Consider the following 24102-nt stretch of genomic DNA (forward strand, 5'->3'; position numbering starts at 1 on the left):
GCGCGCCGATCCCGTGCGCGCGTCGGAAAACAGAGTTGTCGAGTCTACTGCGAGTTCGGCACGCCCGCCGTAACCGCAGGTGGGGCCCCATAAGTGGGGTCGGTGAGCATCGGTTCGAAGTGCTCGACCACCGGGAACGGTTCGTAGAAGTGGTGCAGCAGCGCCTTCCACTGCTGGTACTCCGGTGACCCGCGGAACCCGTCGACGTGGTCGCTCAGCCGCTCCCATTCCACCAGCAGCAGGTAGACGCCCGGCGACTCGACGCAGCGCGAGAGTGACAGCGAGCGGAAGCCGGGCATCCCCGCGATGAGCGGCCTCGCCTCGGCGAAGGCGGCCTCGAAGGCGGCGGCGAGTTCCGGGCGGACGGGCAGCAGGGCGTGTTCGACGATCATGCGGTGACTTTCATTCAGGACGCGTGCGTGTTGTTGGTGCGGCCCTTGCCGACACCGGTGTCGCGATGGGGCGGCTTGGCGCGGTACATGGCGACATCGGCGTCGTGCAGTACGGCTTCGGGTGTGCGGCGGTCGCCGGGATCGAGTTCGGTGACGCCGATGGAGGCGTCCACCGCGATCCGGTGCCCGCGCGCGATGATCGGCTCGGACATGGTGGAGCGCAGCCGATGGACCAGCCCGTCCACGTCGACGTGGCGGCCGCGGCCGGAGAGCAGGACCAGGAACTCGTCGCCGCCGAGCCGCCCGACCAGGTCGTCGGCGCGCAGCGCGCGCTGCAGGCGCTGCGCCACGATCTGCAGCACGGTGTCGCCGATGGCGTGGCCGAGCGTGTCGTTGATGGACTTGAAGCCGTCGAGATCGATGAACAGCACCGTCGAGTAGGGCAGGTCCGCGCTGGTGGCCAGCGCGCCAGCCAGCTGGGACAGGATGAGCGAGCGGTTGGCCAGGCCGGTCAGCGAGTCGTGCGTCGCCTGGTACTCCAATTGGCGTCGGCTGGCGCGGAATTCGGTGATGTCGGCGAAGGAGGACACCGCGGGGGAGTCCGGGTCGCCGGGGTTGAGCAGCCTGCTGCTGCCGGAGAGCCAGCGGCGCTGACCGTCCCTGCGGTCGACGCCGAAGATGTAGCCGGTGACCGTCTCCCCGGTGGCCAGCGTGCGCGCCATCGGATGCCTGCTCGGCGGCAGCGGCTGGGCGTTGGCGTCGAGCAGCACCATCGGCAGCTCGCCGATGGTGCGGCCGACGATGTCGTCGTGCCGCTCGTCGGTGCCGAAGATGCGCCGGGCGGCCGGATTCGCCGACTCGATGCGCCCGCCGCGGTCGATGACGACCACGCCCTCCTCCAGCTGGGAGACCACCGTGGTGAAGTGCTGTTCGGCGCGGCGCTGGGCGTCCTCGGCGGCCCGCTGCGCGGTCAGATCGTGGATGACCACCTGGTAGGCGAAGTGGTCGTGCCACGGGGTGAGCACCGAGACCGTCTCGACCGGTACTGTCTCGCCGTTGGCGCGCATCAGCAGCATCTCGGTCGGCACGGAGGCGGTGCCCTTGCTGGTCAGCAGTTCGATGCGTTCGCGCATCGCCGGGATCGAGTCGGGATGCACGAAGCGGGTGAGCGGCTGGCCGACGACCTCGTCGGCGCTGTGCGCGTCGAGCAGCCGGACGGTGGCCTGGTTGACGTAGACGATGACGCCGTTCTCGTGCACGCAGATCCCGTCCGGCGTGTGCTCGACCAGTGACCGGTAGCGCTGCGCCAGCTGCTCGGCGTCGACGGTGACGCCCGTCGTCTCCTCACCCACTCGCAAACCCCCGATCGTCGACCGACCTATGGCCATTGGAACATGGGATTATTCTGGTGTCGACGCGCGCGAGCTCTCAGCGTCGACGCACTTGCTTCGATCACGGTTCGGGCACTCCATCGGGCTCTATCCGGTGATCATGACAGACTCCGGTTCCTCCCGGAACAGGCCCGACCGAGGGTGTTCGGCCCGGGGATCCGGTGAAGGAGCGATGCCATGCCGGGCGCCATTCCGGAGCACAGAGATCGGTCTCGAGATCATATGTCCATCGCCGGGGTCGGTGCGGTGACCGGCTACGGGTGGGGGCGCGAGTCGCTGTGGCAGGGCCTGCTCAGCGGCAAGTCCGCCGCGCAGCTGCAACCCGGGTACGGGCCGGGCCGCGACGAGCACGCGTGGGTGACGCTGGTGCCGAACGGCGGCGACGAAGCCGTCAGCCCCAGTCGCTACGGCCGCGCCATGCACGAATCGGCGCGCGAGGCGATCGCCGACGCCTGCGCGCGTGGCTGGCGGCCCGGCCGCACGGTGGGCCTGCTGCACGCGATCGTGCTCGGCGACGTGGTGAACTGGCGCGATTTCTACCAGATCGACGAGGGCCACCGCCGCTCCCGCGACTACCTGCGGCTGCTGCCGTCCACGCCGATCTCGGTGCTGATGCAGGAGTTCGGCTTCCACGGTCCGTCGATGAACGTGTCGGCGGCGTGCAGTTCGGCCAACGTCGCGATCGTCACCGCCGAACTGTGGCTGGACAGCGGCATCGCCGACGACGTGATCTGCGTGGCCACCGACATGTCGGCGACGCCGGACATGGTCGAGCACTTCGTCCAGCTCGGCGCCGCGATCACCGACGCCGAACCGCTCGACGCGTGCCGCCCCTTCCAGGAGGGCAGCCGCGGCTTCGGCTTCGCGGAGGCCTCGGTGGCGTTCGTGCTGACCCGCGCTGTTGATCGGCCGTACGCGGCGGTGCTCGGCGGCGGCATGACCAACGACGGCTACCACGTGGTCTCGGTGGAACCGGAGCACGCGCAGATCATCGACTGCGCGCGCCGCGCCCTGGCCCAGGCCGGGGTGAGCCCGGACGAGATCGCGTACTTCAACGCGCACGGCACCGGAACGCGGCAGTGCGAGCTGGCCGAGCGCGATCTGGTCGCCCAGGTGTTGGGCGATCGTCCGCACGTGTACGGGCTCAAGCCGCTCACCGGACACAGCCAGGGCGCCGCGGCGGGCGTGGAGGTGGCCGTCGCGGCGATGGCCTACCAGCGCGGCGTGCTGCCCGCACCGCCGATCGTGGCCCCGGCGCATCCGCGGCTGCTGGACGGTCCGACGCCGTTCGAGGGCGGCCTGACCCTGAAGTCCTCGCTGGGTATGGGCGGGCACAACTCGATGCTGGTGCTGGGGCCCGCGGCCGGCAGGTCAGGCCGCGGGGGACGGGCCGGATGACGGTCCGGTCCGCGTCAGTCCGCGGGTAGCGGCACCGACCAGCGCAGCCGCGTCCCCGGCAGTCCAGCGCTGTCGGCCGGCGTGCCCGCGGGGCCGACCACGAAGCTGCCGTCGGCTTTCTCGGCCCGCTGCTCCAGATTCCGCAGCCCGCTGCGGATGACGTGGTGCGGTACGCCCCAGCCGTTGTCGGTGACCACGATCGTCAGGTCGTCGGCCACGCTGATGTCCACCGCGATCGTGTCGGCGCCCGAATGTCGTACCGCGTTGCTCACCGCCTCGCGCACCACGGCCTCGGCGTGATCGGCGAGTTCGGCCTCCAGCACGGAGAGCGGCCCGCTCACCTGGACGGTGGCCTTCAGCGGGGTCTCGGCGGTCTGCTGGCGCACCGCGCGCTCGATGCGCTGCTGCAAGCCCGCACTGTGCCCGTCGCCGCCGTGCAGGTCGAAGATGGAGGTGCGGATCTCCTGGACCACTTCCTGCAGCTCGTTGATCGAGGTCGACAACCGTTGGCGCACTTCGGGAACCACCGCCTTCGGCAGCGACCCTTGCAGCGTGAGGCCGATGGCGAACAGCCGCTGGATGACATGATCGTGCAGATCGCGGGCGATGCGGTCGCGGTCGGCGAGGATGTCGAGTTCGCGCATCCGCCGCTGGGCGTCGGCCAGCTGCATGGCCAGCGCGGCCTGATCGGTGAACGCGGCGGTGAGTTCGACGAGTTCGTCGGGATAGGGCGCCGATCCGATCGGCCGCACCGCGACGAGCACGCCGAGCGTGGCGTCAGGGGTGCACAACGGCAGGATCAGGGCGGGGCCGACATCGGCCAGCGGCACACCGAGATCGATGCGCGCCGCGTCGTCGAAGCGCAGCGGGGTGCGCCGGGTGAACGCCTCGCCGAGCGCGGTGCCCTCGGTCGAGGCCAGCCAGCCCTCGTGTCCGGCGCCGGGACCCGACCACTGGGTGAGCACGAGTTCGCCGATCTCGCCGGGCGATACGCACTCGTCGAGCCGGGCGAGGAAGCAGCGGTGCGAGCCGGTCAGGGTGCGCGCGTGGTCGACCACGTGCGCGAGCACGTGCTCGGATTCGGTGCCCGCGAGGAATTCGGTGGCGATGTCGCGGGTGGCCTCGATCCAGGCCTGCCTGGTGCGGGCCGACTCGTAGAGGCGCGCGTTGTCGACCGCGATGCCCGCCGCCGCGGCCAGCGCCTGCACCAGCACGTCGTCGTCCTCGGTGAACGGTTGCCCGCCCGCCTTTTCGGTGAGATAGAGGCTGCCGAACACCTCGTCGCGAATGCGCACCGGCACGCCGAGGAAGGTGTGCATGGGCGGATGCCCCGGCGGAAAACCCACGGACTCCGCATGTTCGGTGAGGTCGTCCAGTCGCAGCGGCTTCGGGCGATTGAACACCACGCCGAGCACGCCGTGTCCGGAGGGCAGCTGTCCGATGCGCTGCCGGACCACCTCGTCCATGCCCTCGTCGATGAACTGGACCACCTGCCGGTCGTGCCCGCGCACCGCGAGCGCGCCGTATCGGGCGTCGACCAGGCTGGTCGCGGTGCGGACTATGGCGCGTAGCGTGTCGTCCAGATCGAGGCCGGAGGTGACGGTGAGCATCGCCTCGACCAGGCCGTCCATCCGGTCGCGCGAGTCGATGATCAGCTCGACGCGCTCCTTGACCTCGCTGAGCAGTTCGCGCAGGCGCAGTTGCGAGAGCGTGTCGCGCACCGAGTACAGGCCGTTACCGCTGTCTTCGGTCATGTCGGTTCCTGTTCAGGTGGGCGCGTGAACAGCGCTTCAGCCAGTCTAATTCGCGGATCGGGGACTTTTGGCCCTGTTCGCGGTGCCGTTGCGGCGGTGGGATATCGACACTGGGTGAATTGAGAGTAGAGGTGTCCTATGAATTCGTCGCAATCGTTGTACTCCTCGGAACACTGGTCCAGCGCCGCGGATCCGGAGCTCGCTGTGACCACTCGCGGGGCCGTCCCGCCGGCCGACGTGACGCGGGCCGTCCGCGCCATCGGCCGGGTGCTGCGCCGCCACCACTTGGATGTTCCTGCGCGGGTGCGGGTTACGGCCCCGCGGGATAGGGAGGAACCCACGGTGGTGCAGGCCAATGTACGGCTGCACGACACACCGACCCGGGTGCAGGTCACCGGGCCGCGCGGGTTCGCGGTGACCTTCGCCGTCGAGCGGCTGGATCGCCAGCTCAGCAGGTTGGTCGCCAATCAGTCACGGGCGTGGCCGGATCCGGCGCGGCCACCGCTGGCGAAGGTCACCGAGCAGCGGCCGATCATCCGCCGCAAGCACTGTGAGCTGCTGACCGGAACGCCCGCCGAGGCGACCGCCGTGATGGACGCGATGGACTACGACGCGTACCTGTTCACCGATGCCGAGACCGGTGAGGACGCCATCGTGCACTGGGCGGACACGCTCGGCGTGCGACTCGTCCGCCAGTGGACCACCACGACGCCTGCGGAGCGGACACAACAGCCGCTCAGCGTGAATTCCCTACCTCTGACCGTGCATTCGGAGCCCAGCCCGCTGCTCGGCGAGTCCGAGGCGGCGACCGCGCTGTGCCGCGGCGGCCTGCCCTACCTGTTCTTTACCGATCGCGAGTCGGGCCGCGGCCAGCTGCTCTACCGTCGCTACGACGGGGACCTGACCATCGTCGCGCCGACCGAAACCGCCTGATTCCCAGTACGGTTCCGATGGGAGCAGCGTGGCTCCCCTGGCACGCCGCCCGGCTCGGCGCCGCGCAGCCGAGGTCGTCGAGCCGCTTCACGGCTCGCGCAGGCGGGAGGCCAGCACCGCGGCCTGAGTGCGCCGCTCCATACCCAGCTTGGCCAGCAGCCGCGATACGTAGTTCTTGACCGTCTTCTCCGCGAGGAACATCCGCGCCGCGATCTGGCGGTTCGTCAGGCCTTCGCCGAGCAGTGCGAGCAGCTTGCGCTCCTGTTCGGTCAGACCGGCCAGCGGACCGTCGGCCTCGACGCTGTTGCGTAGTCGCGCTTTCAACGCGGTCGCCGCCCGGTTGTCCAGCAGCGAGCGGCCAGCCCCGACCGCCTTGATGGCCTCGGCCAGCTCCATGCCCTTGATGTTCTTCACCACGTATCCCGAAGCGCCCGCGAGGATCGCGTCCAGCATCGCGTGCTCGTCGGTGTAGGAGGTCAGGATCAGGCAACGCAGCCTGTCGAATTCGGCGAGCAGATCACGGCACAGTTCGATGCCGTTGCCGTCGGGCAGTCGCACGTCGAGCACCGCGACATCGGGCCGCGCCGCGCGAATGCCCGACATCGCCTCTGCGACATCGCCCGCCTCGCCGATCACCGCGAGCTCGGGATCGCTCTCCAGCAGATCCGTCAGGCCACGCCGGACGATCTCGTGGTCGTCGACCAGGAACACCTTGATCATCGCGGCCCCTCCTCGCGCACCGGGTCCCACCGCGGATCCGGCCACCGAATCTCGCCGCAGCGAATGCGTAGCGAACGGGACTGACCGAAAAACGCTGGGCGTATTGATGTTCCGAGTATGCTGGATTTCTGGACCGAACGCGTGAAAGTTGTCGAACGATGACCGATTCAGCGACACCGGGACGACCCGCCGCACGACGAGCCGCCGACCAAGGGCGCGTGACGTAATGGACCCCTGGGGCAGCGGACCTGCGCACCACGGAACGGCGAGCGCCGTGACGCTCGTCGAGGGATCCACCTTCTGCCTCAGCGACTCCGGCGGCGCGATCGAGCCGGGCCGGGCGCAGGGACTGTTCGTCCGCGACACCCGAGTGCTCTCCCGCTGGCGGCTGACCGTCGACGACCACGCGCCGCAACCGCTCAGCGTGCAGTACGCCGACCCCTACAGTGTCACGCTGCTCGCGCGCACCGCACCGCCGCCCGACCGCGCCGACAGCACCGCGCTGGTGATCGTCGGACGACACGTCGGCGACGGCATGCGCGAGGACCTGACCGTGCGCAACCTCTCCGGGGAGTCCGTCGACTTCGCGATCGCGCTCGAGGTCGACGCGGATTTCGCCGACCTGTTCGAGGTCAAGGACGGCCGGGTCGGTGAAGGGCAGGCCATCGAGCACCGCGCGGTCGACGGCGGCCTCGAAATCGCCGCTCCCGCACTCGGTGTCGCGGTCGCGGTGCGCGCCGCGGAAGCGACCGCGGACGGCCGCCGCCTGCGCTGGCACGTCCGGCTGCCCGCCCGCGGTTCCTGGTCGACGTGCGTGCAGTACCTCCCGCTGCTCGGCTCGGCCGAGGTCACGCCGCGGCACACGTGCGGCAGCTCGGTCGCGCACAGCGCGCCCGCCAGCAGGTTGCGCGCCTGGTACGAGAACTCGCCGAGGGTGCGCACCGGCGACCCGACGCTGGCCGCGGCGCTGCGCCGCGCCGTCGCCGACCTCGGCGCGCTGCGCATCTTCGACCCGGCCAGTCCCGGCCGCGCGGTGGTCGCCGCGGGCGCGCCGTGGTTCATGGCGCTGTTCGGCAGGGACTCGCTGCTCACCTCGTGGATGGTGCTGCCGGTGGATCGCAGGCTGGCCATCGGCACTCTGCAGAGCCTGGCCGACCTGCAAGGCGTCCGCGAGCACATCGCCACCGAGGAACAACCGGGCCGGATACCGCACGAGATCAGGTTCGGCAGGGCCGCGACGCGGCTGCTCGGCGGCGACACCGTGTACTACGGCACCGCCGACGCCACCCCGCTGTTCGTCATGGTGCTCGGCGAGCTGCACCGCTGGGGACTCGACGACGCCACCCGCGACGAACTGCTGCCGCACGCCGACCGCGCCATCGAGTGGATCCAGCGCTACGGCGACGCCGACGGCGACGGGTTCGTCGAGTATTGCCGCCGCGCCGAGCACGGGCTGGACAACCAGGGCTGGAAGGACTCCTGGGACGGGGTGAACTTCGCCGACGGCACCCTCCCCGCACCGCCCATCGCGCTCGCCGAGGTGCAGGGCTACGTCTACGCGGCCTACCTGGCCAGGGCCGAGCTGGCCGACGACCTCGGCGACCGCGCCACCGCGGACCGGCTGCGCGCCGCGGCCGCCCGGCTGAAGGCCGAGTTCAACGCGAAGTTCTGGCTGCCCGAGCGCGGCTGGTACGCGGTCGGCCTGGACCGGGACAAGCGGCCGATCGACGCGCTCACCTCGAACATCGGCCACTGTCTGTGGACCGGTATCGTGGACGAGGACAAGGCGGCGCTGGTCGCGGACCGGTTGCTCGCTCCCGACATGTTCACCGGCTGGGGCATTCGAACCCTGGCCAGCGGCATGGGCGCCTACAACCCCGTCAGCTACCACAACGGTTCGGTGTGGCCGCACGACAACGCGATCTGCGCGGCCGGACTGATGCGCTACGGGTTGACCGAGCACGCCACCCGGGTCATCGACGCGGTGCTCGACGCCTCGGTGCGGTTCGGCCATCGGCTGCCCGAACTGTTCTGCGGTTTCGACCGCGCCGAGTTCGACGCGCCGGTGCCGTATCCGACCTCGTGCTCGCCGCAGGCCTGGGCCGCCGCCGCGCCGCTGCTGTTCCTGCGCAGCCTGGTCCGGCTGGAGCCGGGGGCGGCCGTCGCGGAGGTGGCGCCCGCCGTGCCCGAGCGCTACCTGCCGCTGCGGATCAGCGGACTGCGGGTCGGGTCGGAGGTGTTGACCGTCACGGTGGACGCGCACGGATGGCAGGTCACCGGGCGGTCGGAGGGCACGCGCCGGGCCGGCTGACGCTCCGGCGCGGCCTCGTCCGCGCGGGTGGACAGCCGCTCGGACGAAACTTGTCGGTGCTCGCGCTTAGCATGGCGAGCGGGGGTCTGTCTGCACGTCAACACGATCGAGAAGGGACACATCGGTGGCGGAACGCCTCACCGTGCGCGGAGCTCGGGAGCACAACCTGAAGGGGATCGATCTCGATCTGCCCCGCGACAGCTTGATCGTGTTCACCGGACTGTCCGGCTCGGGCAAATCCAGCCTCGCCTTCGACACCATCTTCGCCGAGGGCCAGCGCAGGTACGTGGAATCGCTGTCGGCCTACGCCAGGCAGTTCCTCGGCCAGATGGACAAGCCCGACGTCGATTTCATCGAGGGCCTCTCGCCCGCGGTGTCCATCGACCAGAAGTCCACCAACCGCAACCCGCGCTCCACCGTGGGCACCATCACCGAGGTCTACGACTACCTGCGTCTGCTCTACGCGCGCGCGGGCACGCCGCACTGCCCGGTCTGCGGCGAGCTGATCGCCAAGCAGACACCGCAGCAGATCGTCGACCAGGTGCTCGCCATGGCGGAGGGCACCAAGTTCCAGGTGCTCGCGCCGGTGGTGCGTACCCGCAAGGGCGAGTTCGTCGACCTCTTCGACCAGCTCAACTCCCAGGGCTACTCCCGGGTGCGGGTCGACGGTGTGGTGTATCCGCTCACCGACCCGCCGAAACTGAAGAAGCAGGAGAAGCACGACGTCGAGGTCGTGGTCGACCGGCTCGCCGTCAAGCCGAGCTCCAAGCAGCGCCTCACCGATTCGATCGAGACCGCGCTGCGGCTGGCCGACGGCATCGTTGTGCTCGACTTCGTCGATCGCGACGAGCACGCCCACGACCGGGAACGCCGCTTCTCCGAGCGCCTGGCCTGCCCCAACGGGCACCCGCTCGACATCGAGGACCTCGAGCCGAGGTCGTTCTCGTTCAACTCGCCCTACGGCGCCTGCCCCGACTGCACCGGCCTCGGCATCCGCAAGGAGGTCGACCCCGATCTGGTGGTCCCCGATCCCGAGCTCAGCCTCGCAGCGGGTGCCATCGCGCCCTGGTCGCGCGGGCAGACCGCGGAGTACTTCACCCGGCTGCTGTCGGGTCTGGCCGAGACCATCGGCTTCTCCATGGACACCCCGTGGCAGGACCTGCCGCTCAAGGCGCGCAAGGCCGTGCTGGAGGGCAGCCCCGACCAGGTGCACGTCTCCTACACCAACCGCTACGGACGCAAGCGCTCCTACTACGCCGACTTCGAGGGCGTGATGCCCTTCCTGCAGCGGCGCATGGAGAACACCGAGTCCGAGCAGATGAAGGAGCACTACGACGGGTACATGCGCGACATCCCGTGCCCGGTCTGCTCGGGCGCGCGGCTGCGCCCGGAGATCCTGGCCGTCACCATCTCGGCGGGCGAGGACAAGAAGTCCATCGCCGACGTCAGCGATCTGTCCATCGGCGACTGCTCGAAGTTCCTGAACTCGCTGACGCTGGGGGAGCGCGAGGCCGCGATCGCCGGGCAGGTGCTCAAGGAGGTCCAGGCGCGGCTCGGGTTCCTGCTCGACGTCGGCTTGGAGTATCTGACGCTGTCCAGGGCCGCCGCGACCCTGTCCGGCGGTGAGGCGCAGCGCATCCGGCTGGCCACCCAGATCGGCTCCGGGCTGGTCGGCGTGCTGTACGTGCTGGACGAGCCGTCCATCGGCCTGCACCAGCGGGACAACCGGCGGCTCATCGAAACCCTCACGCGGCTGAAGAATCTCGGCAACACGCTGATCGTCGTCGAGCACGACGAGGACACCATCCGCGCCTCGGACTGGGTCGTCGACATCGGCCCGCTCGCGGGCGAGCACGGCGGCCGGGTGGTGCACAGCGGCCCGTATCAGGAGTTGCTCACCGACCCCGATTCGCTGACCGGCGCGTACCTTTCGGGCCGCGAGCGGATCGAGGTGCCGATGGTGCGCCGCCCGATGGACAAGAAGCGCAAGCTCACCGTCGTCGGCGCGACCGAGCACAACCTGCAGGGCATCGACGTCTCGTTCCCGCTCGGCGTGCTCACCGCGGTGACCGGCGTCTCGGGCTCGGGCAAGTCGACGCTGGTCAACGACATCCTGGCCACCGTGCTGGCGAACAAGCTCAACGGCGCCCGTCAGGTGCCGGGCAGGCACACCAGGGTCAACGGCCTGGATCACCTGGACAAGCTGGTACAGGTCGACCAGTCCCCGATCGGGCGGACGCCGCGCTCCAACCCGGCCACCTACACCGGCGTATTCGACAAGATCAGGACGCTGTTCGCGGCGACCACCGAGGCGAAGGTGCGTGGCTACCAGCCCGGCCGGTTCTCGTTCAACGTCAAGGGCGGCCGCTGCGAGGCGTGCTCCGGCGACGGCACGCTGAAGATCGAGATGAACTTCCTGCCCGACGTGTACGTGCCGTGCGAGGTCTGCCACGGCGCGCGCTACAACCGGGAAACCCTCGAGGTGCACTACAAGGGCAAGACCATCGCCGAGGTGCTGGACATGTCCATCGAGGAGGCCGCGGAGTTCTTCGAACCGGTCACCTCGATCCACCGCTACCTCAAGACCTTGGTCGACGTCGGCCTCGGCTACGTGCGACTCGGCCAGAGCGCGCCGACGCTGTCCGGCGGCGAGGCCCAGCGCGTGAAGCTGGCGGCCGAACTGCAGAAGCGCTCCACCGGCCGCACCGTCTACATCCTCGACGAGCCGACCACCGGTCTGCACTTCGAGGACATCCGCAAGCTGCTCGGCGTCATCAACGGTCTGGTCGACAAGGGCAACACCGTCATCGTCATCGAGCACAACCTGGACGTCATCAAGACCTCCGACTGGGTCGTCGACATGGGCCCCGAGGGCGGTTCCGGCGGCGGCACCGTGGTGGCCGAGGGCGCGCCGGAAGACGTCGCTGCCGTGCCGCACAGCTACACGGGCCAGTTCCTCGCCGAGGTACTCGCCCAGCCCGCCGCGTCGGCTCCGCTGAAGCGGGCCCCGGCGAAGAAGGCGGCGGCCAAGAAGACGGCGTCCAAGGCGGCGGCCAAGCAGACTCCGGCGGAGCCCGCGGCGGCGAAGAAGGCCCCTGCCGACAAGGCGGCGAAGAAGGCCCCTGCGGAGACGGCCGCGGCCAAGCGTCTGGCCAGGAAGGCCGCCGCGCTGCGTTGATCGAGGGCAGAGGCTGGTCGAACGCAGCGGTTGATCCGGGCAAAAGGTCGATGTGGAGCAGCGGGTCGATCTTCGACAATTGAACCTGAAACGGCGAGTGGCCGCGTCACAAGGCGCGGCCACTCGCCGTTTCGGCCTGCGCGGGTTTTTCGGGTCCCGAAAACGCGGGAAAAAGTGAAATGGGCGTGTGTAAGATCTGCCTCACCGTGTCCGGGCGTGGCCGGGACAGTAACGGTGAGTGCACCGGACCGCGGCGCTAGCACGCCCGAAACCCGGTGGGAGAGAAAGGAACACACCCATGGAAGGCGTGGACATCGCCGCGCTGGTCGCGCAGATCCTCACGTTTCTCGGCAGTGGATCGTCCATCAACTACACCCCGGGCGCCTGAGCGCGCCAGACAGTGAAAGGAACGCCATGGACAGCGGAAGCGCCGGGCTGACCAGCCTCTTGCAGGCCATCGCCACCATGATCGCCACCGGCTCGTCGATCTCGGTCACCCCCGGGCAGTGATCGCGCCGGGCGGGGCCGGTCGAGTGTCGGCCCGCCCCGTCTCGGCCGCGCGGCGCTCAGTTCGCCGCGGCGCCCGCGATGATCTCGGCCAGCTCCGCGGGTTTCGACCACATCGGCCAGTGGCCGGTCGGCAGGTCGATCAGCGTCGCGTCGAAGCGGGCGATCTCGCTGAACACCGGCGCCTCACCGCTCAGGCTCAACTGCCGCACCAGCTCCGCGGTGATGCTGGTGCACACCACTGTCGTCGGCACCGCGAGCCGGGCGGGCGAATCGCTCAGGCGCAGTGGCGCACCCGCGATGCTCGCAGGCTCCGACACCGCGCGCTCCCGGAATCGGGCCAGCTGCGCCGCGTCCAGCCCGACCAGGCTGTCGCCCTCCTCCGCCAATTGCTCCCAGCTCGGTAGCGGAAACTCGCGCGCCGATCCGAGCGAATCGTTGAGCACGAACCCGTCCGGCACCGGCGCGCAGTCGACGTACACCGCGTGCCGGAAGCGCCCCGGCGCGACATCGGTGGCCAGGTAGCCCGGCGCCGCCCCGCCCGAATGGGCCACCAGCACAGCCGATTCCGCGGGGTCGATGGCCGCGAGGATGGCGCCTGCCTGTTCCTCGATGGTGGCCGCGAACCGATCCTCGTCGTCGGGATCCAACCCGGGCAGGGTCAGCGCGCGCACCTCGAAGCCGCTGCCGCGCAGTTCCTCGGCCACCTCGTCCCACGCCCACGCGCCGAGCCAGAATCCGGGAACGAGCAAGATCGGTGTCGCCATACTGCCAGCATGCCGCATCGAGCCGCGGCCGCGGCCGATTCGCGCCTGCCGCAGCGTGATCGGCGGGTCAGGCGGGTGACCGGCCGGCGAGCGTCGAGCCGTACCGGACCGGGTCGGGGAACCGGCTCAGTAGACGGGGCCGGTGTACTTCTCGCCCGGACCCTTGCCCGGCTCGTCCGGGTGGGCGGAAGCCTCGCGGAACGCCCGCTGCAGGGACTGCAAGCCCTCGCGGATGGGCCCTGCGTGCGGCCCGAGGTATTCGACCGAGGCCGTGACCAGACCCGCGAGCGCCGTGATGACGCGGCGTGCCTCGTCCAGGTCGCGGTGCGGGCTGCTGTCCGGGTCCGGGTCGGCGAGGCCGAGCTTTTCCGCGGCCGAACTCATCAGCATCACGGCGGCGCGGCTGATCACCTCGACGGCGGGGATGTCGGCCAGGTCGCGCACGGAGGAGTCGAGCTCGTCAGTCATGCCCAACAGGCTAGCGAGGCCGCCAGGAGCAGTCGGAGCTGGCCGATCCCCGCGGCGGGCCGCGCAGCGCGTTTTCGGACCGATTCGGCGATAGCGGACGGCAATGCTAGACTTTCCGCTGACGACCGCCCCGAACCGCGTCGCCTGGTGCGACACGACCCGGGGCTGAATAAGTGGAGCCCGACTCCCACCGTTACCGACGAGCAATCGTACTGGTCAAACGGTCCGGTCGCCCGCCCTTGTGGCGGGTTTCTTGCGTGAGTGCCGTCTCGCGCGCAAGAGTCGATGCCTGGCATCGGCGATCGGTCGACTCGGGCCCCGTTGTGGTGAAATACCGCACCGGGGCTTTTGTGTTGAACAAGGGGTTGCAGTTATTGCCTGCGGTCGTCAGACGACACCGCTTGACCTAGGAGGCCCCATCAGCACTGAGACCCGCATCAACGATCGCATCCGAGTTCCCGAGGTCCGACTCATCGGACCTGGCGGCGAGCAGGTTGGGATCGTGCGTGTTGAAGATGCGCTACGCGTCGCCCTCGAGGCCGATCTCGACCTGGTCGAGGTGGCTCCGGATGCCCGTCCGCCGGTTTGCAAGATCATGGACTACGGCAAGTTCAAGTACGAGACGGCGCAGAAGGCGCGCGAGTCTCGGAAGAACCAGCAGCAGACCGTGATCAAGGAGCAGAAGCTCCGGCCCAAGATCGACGACCACGACTACGAGACCAAGAAGCGGAACGTCGTTCGCTTCCTCGAAGCCGGGTCGAAGGTCAAGGTGACGATCATGTTCCGGGGTCGCGAGCAGTCCCGGCCCGAGCTCGGGTTCCGGCTGCTGCAGCGGTTGGCCTCCGACGTCGCGGACCTGGGTTTCGTGGAGACCTCGGCCAAGCAGGACGGCCGGAACATGACCATGGTCCTCGCACCCCACAAGGGAGCGAAGACCCGCGTGAAGGCGCAGCAGGAATCGGCCGGACGGCCTGCCGCGAGCGCCGCGCCCGCCGGTGAGACCCCGGCCGCGGAGCAGGCCGAGTAGGCCACGCCCGCAGTTATACGAACAGACACCGGCGGTCGGAAACGGCCGCCGGGACGACCAGATAGAGGAATCCATGCCGAAGATGAAGAGCCACAGCGGCGCCTCGAAGCGATTCAAGGTGTCCGGTAAAGGCAAGCTGCTGCGCCAGCAGGCGAACCGTCGCCACCTGTTCGAGCACAAGCCCACCCGCCGGACTCGTCGTCTGGACGGCACGGAGGTCGTCGCGGCTGCCGACGTCCGTCGCGTGAAGAAGCTGCTGGGTATCTGATCCCCTAGGGCAGCACCGCGACCGGAGTTTCCGGACGCCACCCCCGACCAACCTCCCGGGCGCCGCACGCGCCCCCTATTCGATCAAGGACTGACCAAGTGGCACGCGTCAAGAGGGCCGTCAACGCTCAGAAGAAGCGCCGTTCCATCCTCGAGGCCTCCAAGGGCTACCGGGGCCAGCGCTCGCGGCTGTACCGCAAGGCCAAGGAACAGCAGCTGCACTCGCTCACCTACGCCTACCGGGACCGCCGGGCGCGCAAGGGTGACTTCCGCAAGCTGTGGATCGCCCGCATCAACGCCGCGGCGCGCATCAACGACATCACCTACAACCGCTTCATCCAGGGCCTGAAGGCCGCGGGTGTCGAGGTGGACCGCAAGATCCTGGCCGAGCTCGCCGTCTCCGACGCCGAGGCCTTCGCCGGTCTGGTCGCTGTCGCCAAGGCCGCCCTCCCGCAGGACGTCAACGCCCCGGCCGCCTGATCCGGCCGACCCTGTTGACCAAGGGACACCTTTCGGAACGACCCGCGGACGCGCTCTCCGAGCGCAATCCGCGGGTCGTTTCGGCTGTCAAGCTGCACCGCGCGCCGCAGCGCCGCAAGGCCGGACTCTTCCTCGCCGAGGGGGCGAATTCGGTCACCGCCGCACTGGAGACCGGGCGGGTGCGGGAACTGTTCTACTCCGCCGCCGCGGCGACGCGTGAGCACGAGCTGATCGCCGGCGCCTCCGCCGCGGGCGTGCGCACCACGCTGGTGAGCGACCGGGCCGCCGAGCATCTCGGCGAGACGGTCACCGCGCCGGGCCTGGTCGCGGTGTGCGAGCTGATCGACGTGCCGCTGACCGACATTCTCGACAAGCGGCCGCGGATGCTAGCCGTCCCGGTCGAGATCGCCGAGCCCGGCAATGCGGGCACCCTCATCCGGGTCGCCGACGCGGTGGGCGCCGACGGCGTGGTGCTGGCAGGCGACACCGTCGACCCGCACAACGGCAAGTGCGTGCGCGCCACCGCGGGCAGCCTGTTCCACGTGCCCGTCGCCCGCCACCACGATGTCGCGGAGACCCTGGATTCCCTTGCCGCCGCGGGCATCACACTGCTGGCCACCACCGCCGCGGGCGAGGTCGACCTCGACCAGGCCGACGAGCTCTTCCAGCGCCCGATCGCCTGGCTGTTCGGCAACGAGGCGCACGGCCTCGACCCCGCCGTCGCCGCCCGCGCCCACCACCGCGTCCGCATCCCCATCCAGGGCCGGGCCGAGAGCCTCAACCTCGCCGCCGCGGCGGCCATCTGTCTCTATGCCAGTTCTCGTGTGCGACACGCGGGGGCGTTCTAGGGTTCGATCATGAGCGCCGGGGACGAACTGCTGCGCCGGATCGAGGGCGATCCCGAGCTGGCCGGGCTGCTCGCCTGGCCGGGCGATTTCGATATCACGCGCCGGGAGCCCGTCGAGGACCTGCGGCTGCCGAGCGGTACGCCGCTCACGCCGATCGCGGGCGACAGCGCGGGCGGCACGTTCTTCCTGTGCGGCGCGGAGGGGACGGAGCGCCCGGTGCTGTACGCCGACTCCGAAGGCGGCGCGGTGCTGCTGGCCGCCGATCTGGTCGAGGCGGTCGCCTTGATCGCGACCTATCCGTACTGGCGCGATCTGGGCACGGGCCGTCCGGTGGCCGAGCTTGAGGAGCAGTTCGCCGTCGACCGGCCGGAGTTCCTCGAGGTGCGCGCCGAACTGCTCGACCGGCTCGGCATCGGCGCGCCCGGCGTGGCGGAGGCGGTGCGCAAGATGCGGGCCAGCGCCGCGCGGACCGTCCCGGATTTCCTGCCGGTCGCGCCCGATGTGGAGGGCGACGCGGTGTACGTACCGCTCTGGTGACCGGCCGCGCGAGGCGCGATACCTGCGCGGATGCCCGTTTTCCGGGTGTAGGGCGGCGGTGCGCGCGCTGCCCGGGCACGGGCGCGCGGCTCGCCAGCGGGTAATCCGCGTGAATCGGTCATGGCCGATCCAATAGGATTCCACCAGCAGCAATGTGGGTAGGCAATAAGCCGGACCCGCGAACCGATCCCCAGGGGAGAGACGAACGATCGTGGCCGACGACAACACCGGAGTCGAGCAGAACGCCGAGACGCACGCCGTCGCGCTGACCGAGGAGGCGCTGGCCGCGGCGGCGGCCGAGGCCGAGAAGGCGTTCGCCGCGGCAGCCGATCTGGACGCTCTCGCGGTGGCCAAGACCGAGCATCTCGGCGGCAAGGCGCCGCTCGCCCTCGCGCAGCGCGCGCTGGGCGGGCTGCCCAAGTCGGAGAAGGCCGACGCGGGCAAGCGGGTGAACGTGGCGCGGGCGCGGGTCTCCGACGCGTTCGAGTCCCGCCGCGCGGTGCTGCTCGCCGAGCGCGACGCGGCCGTGCTGGTGGCCGAGGCGATCGATGTCACGCTGTCCGCCCGCCGGGAACCGGTCGGCGCCCGGCACCCGATCACCGTCATCTCCGAGCAGATCGCCGACGTGTTCGTCGCGATGGGCTGGGAGGTTGCCGAGGGCCCCGAGGTGGAGACCGAGCACTTCAACTTCGACGCGCTCAACTTCCTGCCCGACCATCCGGCCCGCACGATGCAGGACACCTTCCACATCGCGCCGGAGGGTTCGCGCCAGGTGCTGCGCACGCACACCTCGCCGGTGCAGGTGCGCTCCATGCTCGAGCGCGACCTGCCGATCTACGTGGTGTGCCCGGGCCGCACCTTCCGCACCGACGAGCTGGACGCCACCCACACGCCGGTGTTCTCCCAGGTGGAGGGCCTCGCGGTGGACAAGGGCCTGACCATGGCGCACCTGCGCGGCACCCTGGACGCGTTCGCGCGCGCCCTGTTCGGGCCGGAGACGCGCACCAGGATGCGGCCGAACTACTTCCCGTTCACCGAACCCTCCGCCGAGGTGGACGTCTGGTTCCCGGACAAGAAGGGCGGCGCGGGCTGGGTCGAGTGGGGCGGCTGCGGCATGGTGAACCCCAAGGTGCTGATCGCCAGCGGCATCGACCCCGACGTGTACAGCGGGTTCGCGTTCGGCATGGGCCTGGAGCGCACCCTGCAGTTCCGCAACGGCATCCCCGACATGCGCGACATCGTCGAGGGCGACGTGCGGTTCACCCTGCCCTTCGGCATCCGGTCCTGAACCGGCCCGATTCCCGAACTCCCTTCGATCGAGAGAGCGAAACCTCAAGTGCGAGTAGCGCAGTCCTGGCTGACCGAGATCATCCAGCGCACCACACCCGAGTGGTCGGTGACGCCGGAGGAACTGGACGCCGGATTCGTCCGTGTGGGGCTGGAAGTCGAGGAGGTCGACAAGCTCCACCGGGTGAACGGCGACGCGGGTGCGAGCGGGGCGGGATCAGACGCCGCCTCGCCGCTGGTCGTCGGGCGCGTCGCCGAGATCACCGAGCTGACCGAGTTCAAGAAGCCGATTCGCTTCTGCAAGGTCGACGTCGGCAACCCAGAGTTGCAGGAGATCGTCTGCGGCGCACGGAATTTCGCCGTCGGCGACCTGGTCGTGGTGGTGCTGCCCGGCGGTGAGCTGCCCGGCGGTTTCAAGATCGCCTCGCGCAAGACCTACGGCCACGTCTCGCACGGCATGATCTGCTCGGTCGCCGAACTGGGCATCGGCAAGGACCACTCCGGCATCCTGGTGCTGGAGCCGGGCACCGCCGAGCCCGGCGCGGACGCCAACGAGCTGCTCGGCCTGAACGACACGGTCATCGAGCTGAACATCACGCCCGACCGCGGCTACTGCTTCTCGGTGCGCGGCCTGGCCCGCGAGCTGGCCTGCGGCTTCGATCTGGAGTACGCCGACCCGGCGGTGCGCACCCTGCCCGACGACGAGACCGACGCCTGGCCGGTGCAGCTCGAGCCGTCGTCGAAGTGCACCCGGTTCGCGGTGCGGCGGGTCACCGGCATCGACCCGAACGCGGTCAGCCCGTGGTGGCTGCAGCGACGGCTGCTGCTGTCGGGCGTGCGCCCGATCTCGCCCGCCGTCGACGTCACCAACTACGTCATGCTCGAGCTGGGCCAGCCGCTGCACGCGTTCGACGCCGACAAGCTCAACGGCGGTCTGGTGGTCCGCTCCGCGAACAAGGGCGAGACGCTGCGCACCCTCGACGAGGTGGAGCGCGTGCTCGACGCCGAGGACGTGGTGATCGCCGACGAGTCCGGCGTGGTCTCGCTGGCGGGCGTGATGGGCGGCGGGAGCACCGAGGTCGGCCCCGAGACCACCGATGTGGTGCTCGAAGCGGCCACCTGGAATCCGCTGCTGGTCTACCGCACCGCGCGCAGGCACAAGCTGGTGTCCGAGGCGGGCAAGCGCTACGAGCGCGTCGTCGATCCCGAGATCAACGTCGCCGCGCTGGACCGGGCGGCCACCCTGCTCGCCGAGATCGCGGGCGGCATCATCGAGCCCGCGCTCACCGACGTGCGGGTGCCGACGCCGCAGGCGGAACCGATCCGCATCGACATCGACCTGGCCGATCGAGTCGCGGGCGTCACCTATCCGACCGGCACGTCGGCCCGCCGCCTCGCCCAGATCGGCTGCACCGTCGAGGTGTCGGTGAACGAGGAGACCGGGCACGGCCAGCTGGTGGTCACCCCGCCGAGCTGGCGGCCCGACCTGACCCAGCCCGCTGACCTGGTGGAGGAGGTGCTCCGGCTCGAGGGTCTGGAGCAGATCCCGTCGGTGCTGCCGACCGCGCCCGCCGGGCGCGGGCTCACCACCGCGCAGCGCCGCCGCCGCGCGGTCAGCAGGGCGCTGGCCTTCGCGGGCGGCATCGAGGTGCCGCCGCCGATGTTCCTGCCCTCGGGCGTCTTCGACACCTGGGGCCTGGACGCCGACGACCCGCGCCGCGTCACCACCCGGGTGCTGAACCCGCTCGACGTGGAGCGCGCCGAACTGGCCACCACGCTGCTGCCCGGCCTGTTCGAGGTGGCCGCGCGCAACATCTCCCGCGGCGCGCGCGATCTGACCGTCTACGGCATCGCCCAGGTGGTGCTGCCCGGCCCGAACACCAGGGCGGTCGAGGCGCTTCCGGTGGATCGCCGCCCGACCGACGAGGAGATCGCCGAGCTGGTCGACTCGCTGCCCGCGCAGCCGGTGCACGTCGGCGTCGTGCTCACCGGCCGCCGCGAGCCGCGCGGACCGTGGGGCCCCGGCCGTCCGGCCGAGGCCGCCGACGCGTTCGCCCTGGCCGATGCCATCGCGGATGCCGCGGGCGTGTCCATCGAGCGTCGCGCCGCCGCGCACCTGCCGTGGCATCCGGGCCGCTGCGCCGAGCTGGTGGTGGACGGCGAGGTCGTCGGCTACGCCGGCGAGCTGCACCCGGCCGTGCTGGAACGCTCCGGCCTGCCGCCACGGACTTGCGCGCTCGAGCTGAACCTCGACGCGCTGCCGCTGCGCGAGTCCCGTCCGGTGCCGGTGGTGTCGCCGTTCCCCGCGGTGCTGCAGGACGTGTCCGTCAGCGTCGAGAAGTCGGTGTCCGCGGGTTCGGTCGAGGCCGCGCTGCGCACCGGCGGCGGTGAGCTGCTCGAGGACATCGCCCTGTTCGACGTGTACGAGGGCGCCCAGGCGGGCGAGGGCCGCAAGTCCCTCACCTACGCGCTGCGCTTCCGCGCGCCGGACCGCACGCTGACCGAGGACGAGGCGAGCGCCGCCCGCGATGCCGCGGTGGCGTCGGCCGCCGACGCGGTGGGGGCGGTCCTGCGCGGCTGACAGAGCCCGCGACGACATCGAGACCCGTACGGCCGCAGCGCCGTACGGGTCTCGTCGCTTCCCGGCCGTGCGCGTCCCGGGTTGCGGCGCAGCGTTCCGGGCCGCCCGGCAATCGGGAGTAGCGTGGCGGTTGGCAGCTTTCGTCCGACGACTTGGGAGGTCCGATGACCGTACGAGCGGTATGGAACGAGACGGTGCTCGCCGAGAGCGACGACACCGTGGTGGTGGAGGGCAATCACTACTTCCCGGCGGACGCCGTGCGCCGTCGATACCTCGAGCCCAGCGATCAGCACACGGTCTGTCCGTGGAAAGGCACCGCCTCCTACTACACGGTGACCGTCGACGGTGCGAGCAATCCCGACGCCGCCTGGTACTACCCGACGCCCAAGCCGGAAGCCGAGATGGTGCGCGACCGCGTCGCGTTCTGGCGCGGCGTCGACGTGGTCGTCGACTGACCCTGGCCGACCAGCCGGTACCGCGTCACCGTCGCCGAAGATCGGAAGCCGGGGACGGCCGCGTCATCGCCGGGGCGGCGTCGAGCCGCCGTGCCCCGGCGGAGTAAGAACGTCTGCATGCGACACCCCGCGGCCCTGATTCTCAACGCGCTGACCTACCTGCCGGAGCGGCAGATCCTGCAGACGCCCGCCGCGGTCGGCCTCGACTACACCGACCTGTCCCTGCGCACCGAGGACGGCGAGACCTTGCACGCCTGGTGGCTGCCCGCGCGGCGGTCGATCGGGCACGTGCTCTTCGCGCACGGCAACGCGGGCAACCTCGGCGACCGGGTGGCGATCTACGCGCTGCTCGTCGACGCGGGTTTCGACGTGCTCGCCTTCGACTACCGCGGCTACGGCCGCAGCACCGGGCGGCCCAGCGAGCACGGCACCTACCTGGACGCGCGGGCGGCGCGTGACGCGCTGCTCGCCCGGCCCGGAGTGGACCCGAATCGGGTGCTGTACCTGGGCAAGTCGCTGGGCGGCGGCGTGCTGCTCGAACTCGCCGAGGCGCATCCGCCCGCCGGACTCGTGCTGATGTCGACCTTCACCGGCATCCGCGACGCGGCCGGGTCGATCTATCCGTTCCTGCCGCGTTCGCTGATCCCCGACGCCTACCCGAACCTGCGGCGAATCGGCAGGCTCGCCGCGCCCGTGCTGATCATGCACGGCGACTGCGACGAACTGCTGCCGGTGCGCAACGCCGAGCGGCTGTACGCGGCCGCGTCCGGACCCAAGCGGCTGGTGGTGGTGCCGGGCGCCGGGCACAACGACGTCATCGCGCTGCTCGGCGCCGACTGGCCCGCCACGCTACGGGCCTGGGCGACCGAGGTGCTCGCGGGCTAGCGGGGAAGCGCGAACAGGGCGAGCGGTCTGTTCGGGTGCGTAGCCTGGCGTTATGAGCGAACGTAGTGAGCGAATCGTGTGCCAGCGCGCATCGCGCGTGCCGGAGCCGAGCGTCAGCGAGGCGCAGGCATGAGCGATACGAGGGAAATCGTGGCGCGGCTCGCCGCCTTGCCGGACGCGGAGCTGGTGACCGTGTTGCGCGCCGCGGTCGAGGGGCGCTCGGCACTGTGGGCCGTGCGCGCCGCGCTGGACGAGCTGGCCGGGGCCTCTCATGCGACGACCGATCTTGATGTGAGTCCCGCCACGTCCGATGCCTCGGCGTATGACATCGGCGAGGGCGCGGCGGCATCCGGGCAGGTCGGAGGCGGTTTCCCGGTACCGGCGGTACCGGTTCAAGCGACCGGTATTCCGGCGACGCCCGAGACCGGCGGATATTCGCCGTCCGGGGTACCTACTTTCGAGTCGGTTCGCGATAAGGTCGAGCAGCGCTTCGGCACTGCGCAGGGGATGGGTGAGCTCGACCGGCAGACCCCGGCGGGCCGCAGCGCCGACGAGCGATTCGCCGCGCGCGAGAAGGCCGCGCGGGAACGCCTGGACCAGATTCGGAAATCGTTGCGCGACAAGGGCGCCGACTGACGTGCGCTGGTCCGCCGGGTGCCGCCGTCGAGCACTGAGCCGGACCGAGATGAATGGGTGAAACGATGACCGAGCCGCGTGAGATCGCCGAACGGCTCCTGGATGCTCAGGTGGAATTCCTGCTGGCCGAGGTGACCGGTGACCGTCTCGCCGAGGTCGTCGCGCGCGATGTCGAGGCGGTGCTCGGCGTGGCCGACACACTGCTGTTCCGCGAGGTGGTGGAGCTCGACCAGGCGAAGCAGACCGTGGCGGCGGTCGTCGACCTGGTCGGCGGCAGCCCCGTGCTGGCCGACATGGTCGGCGTGTTCGCCGATTCGATCTACGACCACATCGCCGCCAACCACGACTACACCCTGGGCGAGGTGGTGGAGCGCGAACCGGTGGAGGCGGTGCTGGAGAAGCTCTTCGGCATGCACCAGGCCCAGGAGCGCATCCTGGACCGGCTCACCGAGAGCCCGCTGGTGGCCACCGTGGCCTCGAAGTTCGTGGACAAGCTGATCAACGATTTCGTGCAGGCCAACCGGGAGCGCGCCGAGAAGATCCCCGGCGTCTCCTCGCTGATGTCGCTGGGCCAGTCGGCCGCCAACCGTGCCAGGAAGGCCGCCGACGGCACGTTCGTCGGCGATCTCGCGGGCAAGGGCGCCATGTTCGCGCTCAAGCGCACCAACAACGCGATCCGCGAGATGCTGCGCGACGCCCCCGTGCACTCGGCCGCCATGGAGTTCTGGGATCTGCACGCCGACGAGCCGGTCAGCGGCCTGCGCGAATATCTGACCCAGAAGGATCTCAACGAGCTGGTGCTGCTGTGCTACGAGATCGCGGTGACCACCCGCGAGAAGGAGTACTTCGGCCTGCTCGTCGACGAGTGCGTCGAGGTGTTCTACGCCAAGTACGGCGACTACACGCTCGCGGCCATGCTTCCGGAGCTCGGGCTTTCCGGTGACGACATCGCCACCGAGATCCTGCGCTACGGTCCCGCCGTGATCGAGGGCGCGAAGCGGAACGGCGTGCTGGCCAAGCTGATCCGGGAGCGCCTCGAACCGTTCTACGCCTCGGACGCCGTGCTCGGCATCCTCGCCGACACGGTCGGCTGAGTCCTCGGCGCGGTGGTCGAGAGCGCTGGCGTGGTTGTTCGCGTGCGCTGGTGTGGTGTTCGTAGGCGCTGGCGCCGTGGTTGGTGAGCGCTGGTGCGGTGTTCGTAAGTGCTGGTGCGGTTGTTGGTAAGCGCTGGTGTGGTGTTCGAGAGCGCTGGCGCGGTTGTTCGTGAGCACTGGCGCGGT

Annotated in this window: 21 protein-coding genes; 15 read left to right on the top strand and 6 right to left on the bottom strand. The window is 70.2% G+C overall.

Annotation, left to right across the window (positions count from 1 at the left end; all coding sequences use genetic code 11):
- Window positions 1-44 precede the first annotated feature (44 nt).
- Both AC3ERS_RS26135 and AC3ERS_RS26140 read right to left on the bottom strand, forming a co-directional pair.
- Complete coding sequence (locus AC3ERS_RS26135; RefSeq protein ID WP_431970729.1) at window positions 45-392, bottom strand: antibiotic biosynthesis monooxygenase family protein; 348 nt, start codon at window positions 390-392, stop codon at window positions 45-47.
- 14 nt (window positions 393-406) lie between these two features.
- Window positions 407-1744: a diguanylate cyclase domain-containing protein gene (locus tag AC3ERS_RS26140; protein ID WP_431970730.1), complete on the bottom strand. Its 1338-nt coding sequence runs from the start codon at window positions 1742-1744 to the stop codon at window positions 407-409.
- Between the two features lie 261 nt (window positions 1745-2005).
- Here AC3ERS_RS26140 and AC3ERS_RS26145 point away from each other — a divergent pair, with 261 nt between their 5' ends.
- On the top strand, window positions 2006-3181 hold the full coding sequence (locus AC3ERS_RS26145; RefSeq protein ID WP_431970731.1) for a beta-ketoacyl synthase N-terminal-like domain-containing protein: 1176 nt from the start codon (window positions 2006-2008) through the stop codon (window positions 3179-3181).
- A gap of 14 nt (window positions 3182-3195) precedes the next feature.
- Here the strand turns inward: AC3ERS_RS26145 and AC3ERS_RS26150 are convergent, their stop codons facing one another.
- The gene (locus AC3ERS_RS26150) at window positions 3196-4935 is read right to left on the bottom strand and encodes a sensor histidine kinase (protein ID WP_431970732.1); all 1740 of its coding nucleotides are present in this window, start codon (window positions 4933-4935) and stop codon (window positions 3196-3198) included.
- A gap of 204 nt (window positions 4936-5139) precedes the next feature.
- On the opposite strand from AC3ERS_RS26150, the gene AC3ERS_RS26155 reads away from it, so the two are divergent.
- The gene (locus tag AC3ERS_RS26155; protein ID WP_431970733.1) at window positions 5140-5868 is read left to right on the top strand and encodes a sigma 54 modulation/S30EA ribosomal C-terminal domain-containing protein; all 729 of its coding nucleotides are present in this window, start codon (window positions 5140-5142) and stop codon (window positions 5866-5868) included.
- An 87-nt stretch (window positions 5869-5955) separates the two neighbouring features.
- Here the strand turns inward: AC3ERS_RS26155 and AC3ERS_RS26160 are convergent, their stop codons facing one another.
- On the bottom strand, window positions 5956-6588 hold the full coding sequence (locus AC3ERS_RS26160; RefSeq protein WP_431970734.1) for a response regulator: 633 nt from the start codon (window positions 6586-6588) through the stop codon (window positions 5956-5958).
- A 226-nt stretch (window positions 6589-6814) separates the two neighbouring features.
- Between AC3ERS_RS26160 and AC3ERS_RS26165 the strand changes: the two genes are divergently transcribed.
- Both AC3ERS_RS26165 and uvrA read left to right on the top strand, forming a co-directional pair.
- On the top strand, window positions 6815-8899 hold the full coding sequence (locus tag AC3ERS_RS26165; protein ID WP_431970735.1) for an amylo-alpha-1,6-glucosidase: 2085 nt from the start codon (window positions 6815-6817) through the stop codon (window positions 8897-8899).
- 124 nt (window positions 8900-9023) lie between these two features.
- Window positions 9024-12077 carry an excinuclease ABC subunit UvrA gene (uvrA, locus tag AC3ERS_RS26170; protein WP_431970736.1) on the top strand — a complete coding sequence of 1018 codons (3054 nt, stop codon included), beginning with the start codon at window positions 9024-9026 and terminating at the stop codon, window positions 12075-12077.
- Window positions 12078-12643: 566 nt separating this feature from the next.
- Here the strand turns inward: uvrA and AC3ERS_RS26175 are convergent.
- Window positions 12644-13351 carry an alpha/beta fold hydrolase gene (locus AC3ERS_RS26175; protein WP_431970737.1) on the bottom strand — a complete coding sequence of 236 codons (708 nt, stop codon included), beginning with the start codon at window positions 13349-13351 and terminating at the stop codon, window positions 12644-12646.
- 126 nt (window positions 13352-13477) lie between these two features.
- Window positions 13478-13819, bottom strand: coding sequence for a DUF1844 domain-containing protein (locus tag AC3ERS_RS26180; RefSeq protein ID WP_431970738.1), 342 nt, complete (start codon window positions 13817-13819; stop codon window positions 13478-13480).
- Between the two features lie 373 nt (window positions 13820-14192).
- On the opposite strand from AC3ERS_RS26180, the gene infC reads away from it, so the two are divergent.
- The 11 genes from infC (at window position 14193) to AC3ERS_RS26235 (ending at window position 23916) form a co-directional block, all read left to right on the top strand.
- A complete protein-coding gene (infC, locus tag AC3ERS_RS26185) occupies window positions 14193-14846 on the top strand; it encodes a translation initiation factor IF-3 (protein WP_084483526.1) in 654 nt (217 codons plus the stop codon).
- 73 nt (window positions 14847-14919) lie between these two features.
- The gene (rpmI, locus tag AC3ERS_RS26190) at window positions 14920-15114 is read left to right on the top strand and encodes a 50S ribosomal protein L35 (RefSeq protein WP_040706116.1); all 195 of its coding nucleotides are present in this window, start codon (window positions 14920-14922) and stop codon (window positions 15112-15114) included.
- A 98-nt stretch (window positions 15115-15212) separates the two neighbouring features.
- On the top strand, window positions 15213-15593 hold the full coding sequence (rplT, locus tag AC3ERS_RS26195; RefSeq protein WP_039797323.1) for a 50S ribosomal protein L20: 381 nt from the start codon (window positions 15213-15215) through the stop codon (window positions 15591-15593).
- 14 nt (window positions 15594-15607) lie between these two features.
- Window positions 15608-16441: a TrmH family RNA methyltransferase gene (locus tag AC3ERS_RS26200; protein WP_431970739.1), complete on the top strand. Its 834-nt coding sequence runs from the start codon at window positions 15608-15610 to the stop codon at window positions 16439-16441.
- A gap of 9 nt (window positions 16442-16450) precedes the next feature.
- The gene (locus AC3ERS_RS26205; RefSeq protein ID WP_431970740.1) at window positions 16451-16978 is read left to right on the top strand and encodes a hypothetical protein; all 528 of its coding nucleotides are present in this window, start codon (window positions 16451-16453) and stop codon (window positions 16976-16978) included.
- 211 nt (window positions 16979-17189) lie between these two features.
- Window positions 17190-18266 (top strand): phenylalanine--tRNA ligase subunit alpha, encoded by a 1077-nt coding sequence (gene pheS, locus AC3ERS_RS26210; RefSeq protein WP_431970741.1) that lies wholly within the window; start codon window positions 17190-17192, stop codon window positions 18264-18266.
- Between the two features lie 48 nt (window positions 18267-18314).
- Window positions 18315-20846, top strand: a complete 2532-nt coding sequence (gene pheT / locus AC3ERS_RS26215) for a phenylalanine--tRNA ligase subunit beta (protein ID WP_431970742.1) — start codon at window positions 18315-18317, stop codon at window positions 20844-20846.
- A gap of 164 nt (window positions 20847-21010) precedes the next feature.
- The gene (locus AC3ERS_RS26220) at window positions 21011-21301 is read left to right on the top strand and encodes a DUF427 domain-containing protein (protein ID WP_431970743.1); all 291 of its coding nucleotides are present in this window, start codon (window positions 21011-21013) and stop codon (window positions 21299-21301) included.
- A 117-nt stretch (window positions 21302-21418) separates the two neighbouring features.
- Window positions 21419-22186, top strand: a complete 768-nt coding sequence (locus AC3ERS_RS26225) for an alpha/beta hydrolase (RefSeq protein WP_431970744.1) — start codon at window positions 21419-21421, stop codon at window positions 22184-22186.
- A gap of 129 nt (window positions 22187-22315) precedes the next feature.
- On the top strand, window positions 22316-22822 hold the full coding sequence (locus AC3ERS_RS26230) for a hypothetical protein (protein ID WP_431970745.1): 507 nt from the start codon (window positions 22316-22318) through the stop codon (window positions 22820-22822).
- 65 nt (window positions 22823-22887) lie between these two features.
- A complete protein-coding gene (locus AC3ERS_RS26235; protein ID WP_431970746.1) occupies window positions 22888-23916 on the top strand; it encodes a hypothetical protein in 1029 nt (342 codons plus the stop codon).
- The last annotated feature ends 186 nt before the right edge of the window (window positions 23917-24102 follow it).

This window comes from Nocardia sp. bgisy134 (assembly GCF_057708325.1).

Coding starts and splice junctions, on each gene's coding strand:
- AC3ERS_RS26135 (WP_431970729.1), bottom strand. CDS start 392: ATGATCGTCGAACACGCCCTGCTGCCCGTCCGCCCGGAACTCGCCGCC.
- AC3ERS_RS26145 (WP_431970731.1), top strand. CDS start 2,006: ATGTCCATCGCCGGGGTCGGTGCGGTGACCGGCTACGGGTGGGGGCGC.
- AC3ERS_RS26150 (WP_431970732.1), bottom strand. CDS start 4,935: ATGACCGAAGACAGCGGTAACGGCCTGTACTCGGTGCGCGACACGCTC.
- AC3ERS_RS26160 (WP_431970734.1), bottom strand. CDS start 6,588: ATGATCAAGGTGTTCCTGGTCGACGACCACGAGATCGTCCGGCGTGGC.
- AC3ERS_RS26165 (WP_431970735.1), top strand. CDS start 6,815: ATGGACCCCTGGGGCAGCGGACCTGCGCACCACGGAACGGCGAGCGCC.
- AC3ERS_RS26175 (WP_431970737.1), bottom strand. CDS start 13,351: ATGGCGACACCGATCTTGCTCGTTCCCGGATTCTGGCTCGGCGCGTGG.
- AC3ERS_RS26180 (WP_431970738.1), bottom strand. CDS start 13,819: ATGACTGACGAGCTCGACTCCTCCGTGCGCGACCTGGCCGACATCCCC.
- rpmI (WP_040706116.1), top strand. CDS start 14,920: ATGCCGAAGATGAAGAGCCACAGCGGCGCCTCGAAGCGATTCAAGGTG.
- AC3ERS_RS26205 (WP_431970740.1), top strand. CDS start 16,451: ATGAGCGCCGGGGACGAACTGCTGCGCCGGATCGAGGGCGATCCCGAG.
- AC3ERS_RS26220 (WP_431970743.1), top strand. CDS start 21,011: ATGACCGTACGAGCGGTATGGAACGAGACGGTGCTCGCCGAGAGCGAC.
- AC3ERS_RS26225 (WP_431970744.1), top strand. CDS start 21,419: ATGCGACACCCCGCGGCCCTGATTCTCAACGCGCTGACCTACCTGCCG.
- AC3ERS_RS26230 (WP_431970745.1), top strand. CDS start 22,316: ATGAGCGATACGAGGGAAATCGTGGCGCGGCTCGCCGCCTTGCCGGAC.
- AC3ERS_RS26235 (WP_431970746.1), top strand. CDS start 22,888: ATGACCGAGCCGCGTGAGATCGCCGAACGGCTCCTGGATGCTCAGGTG.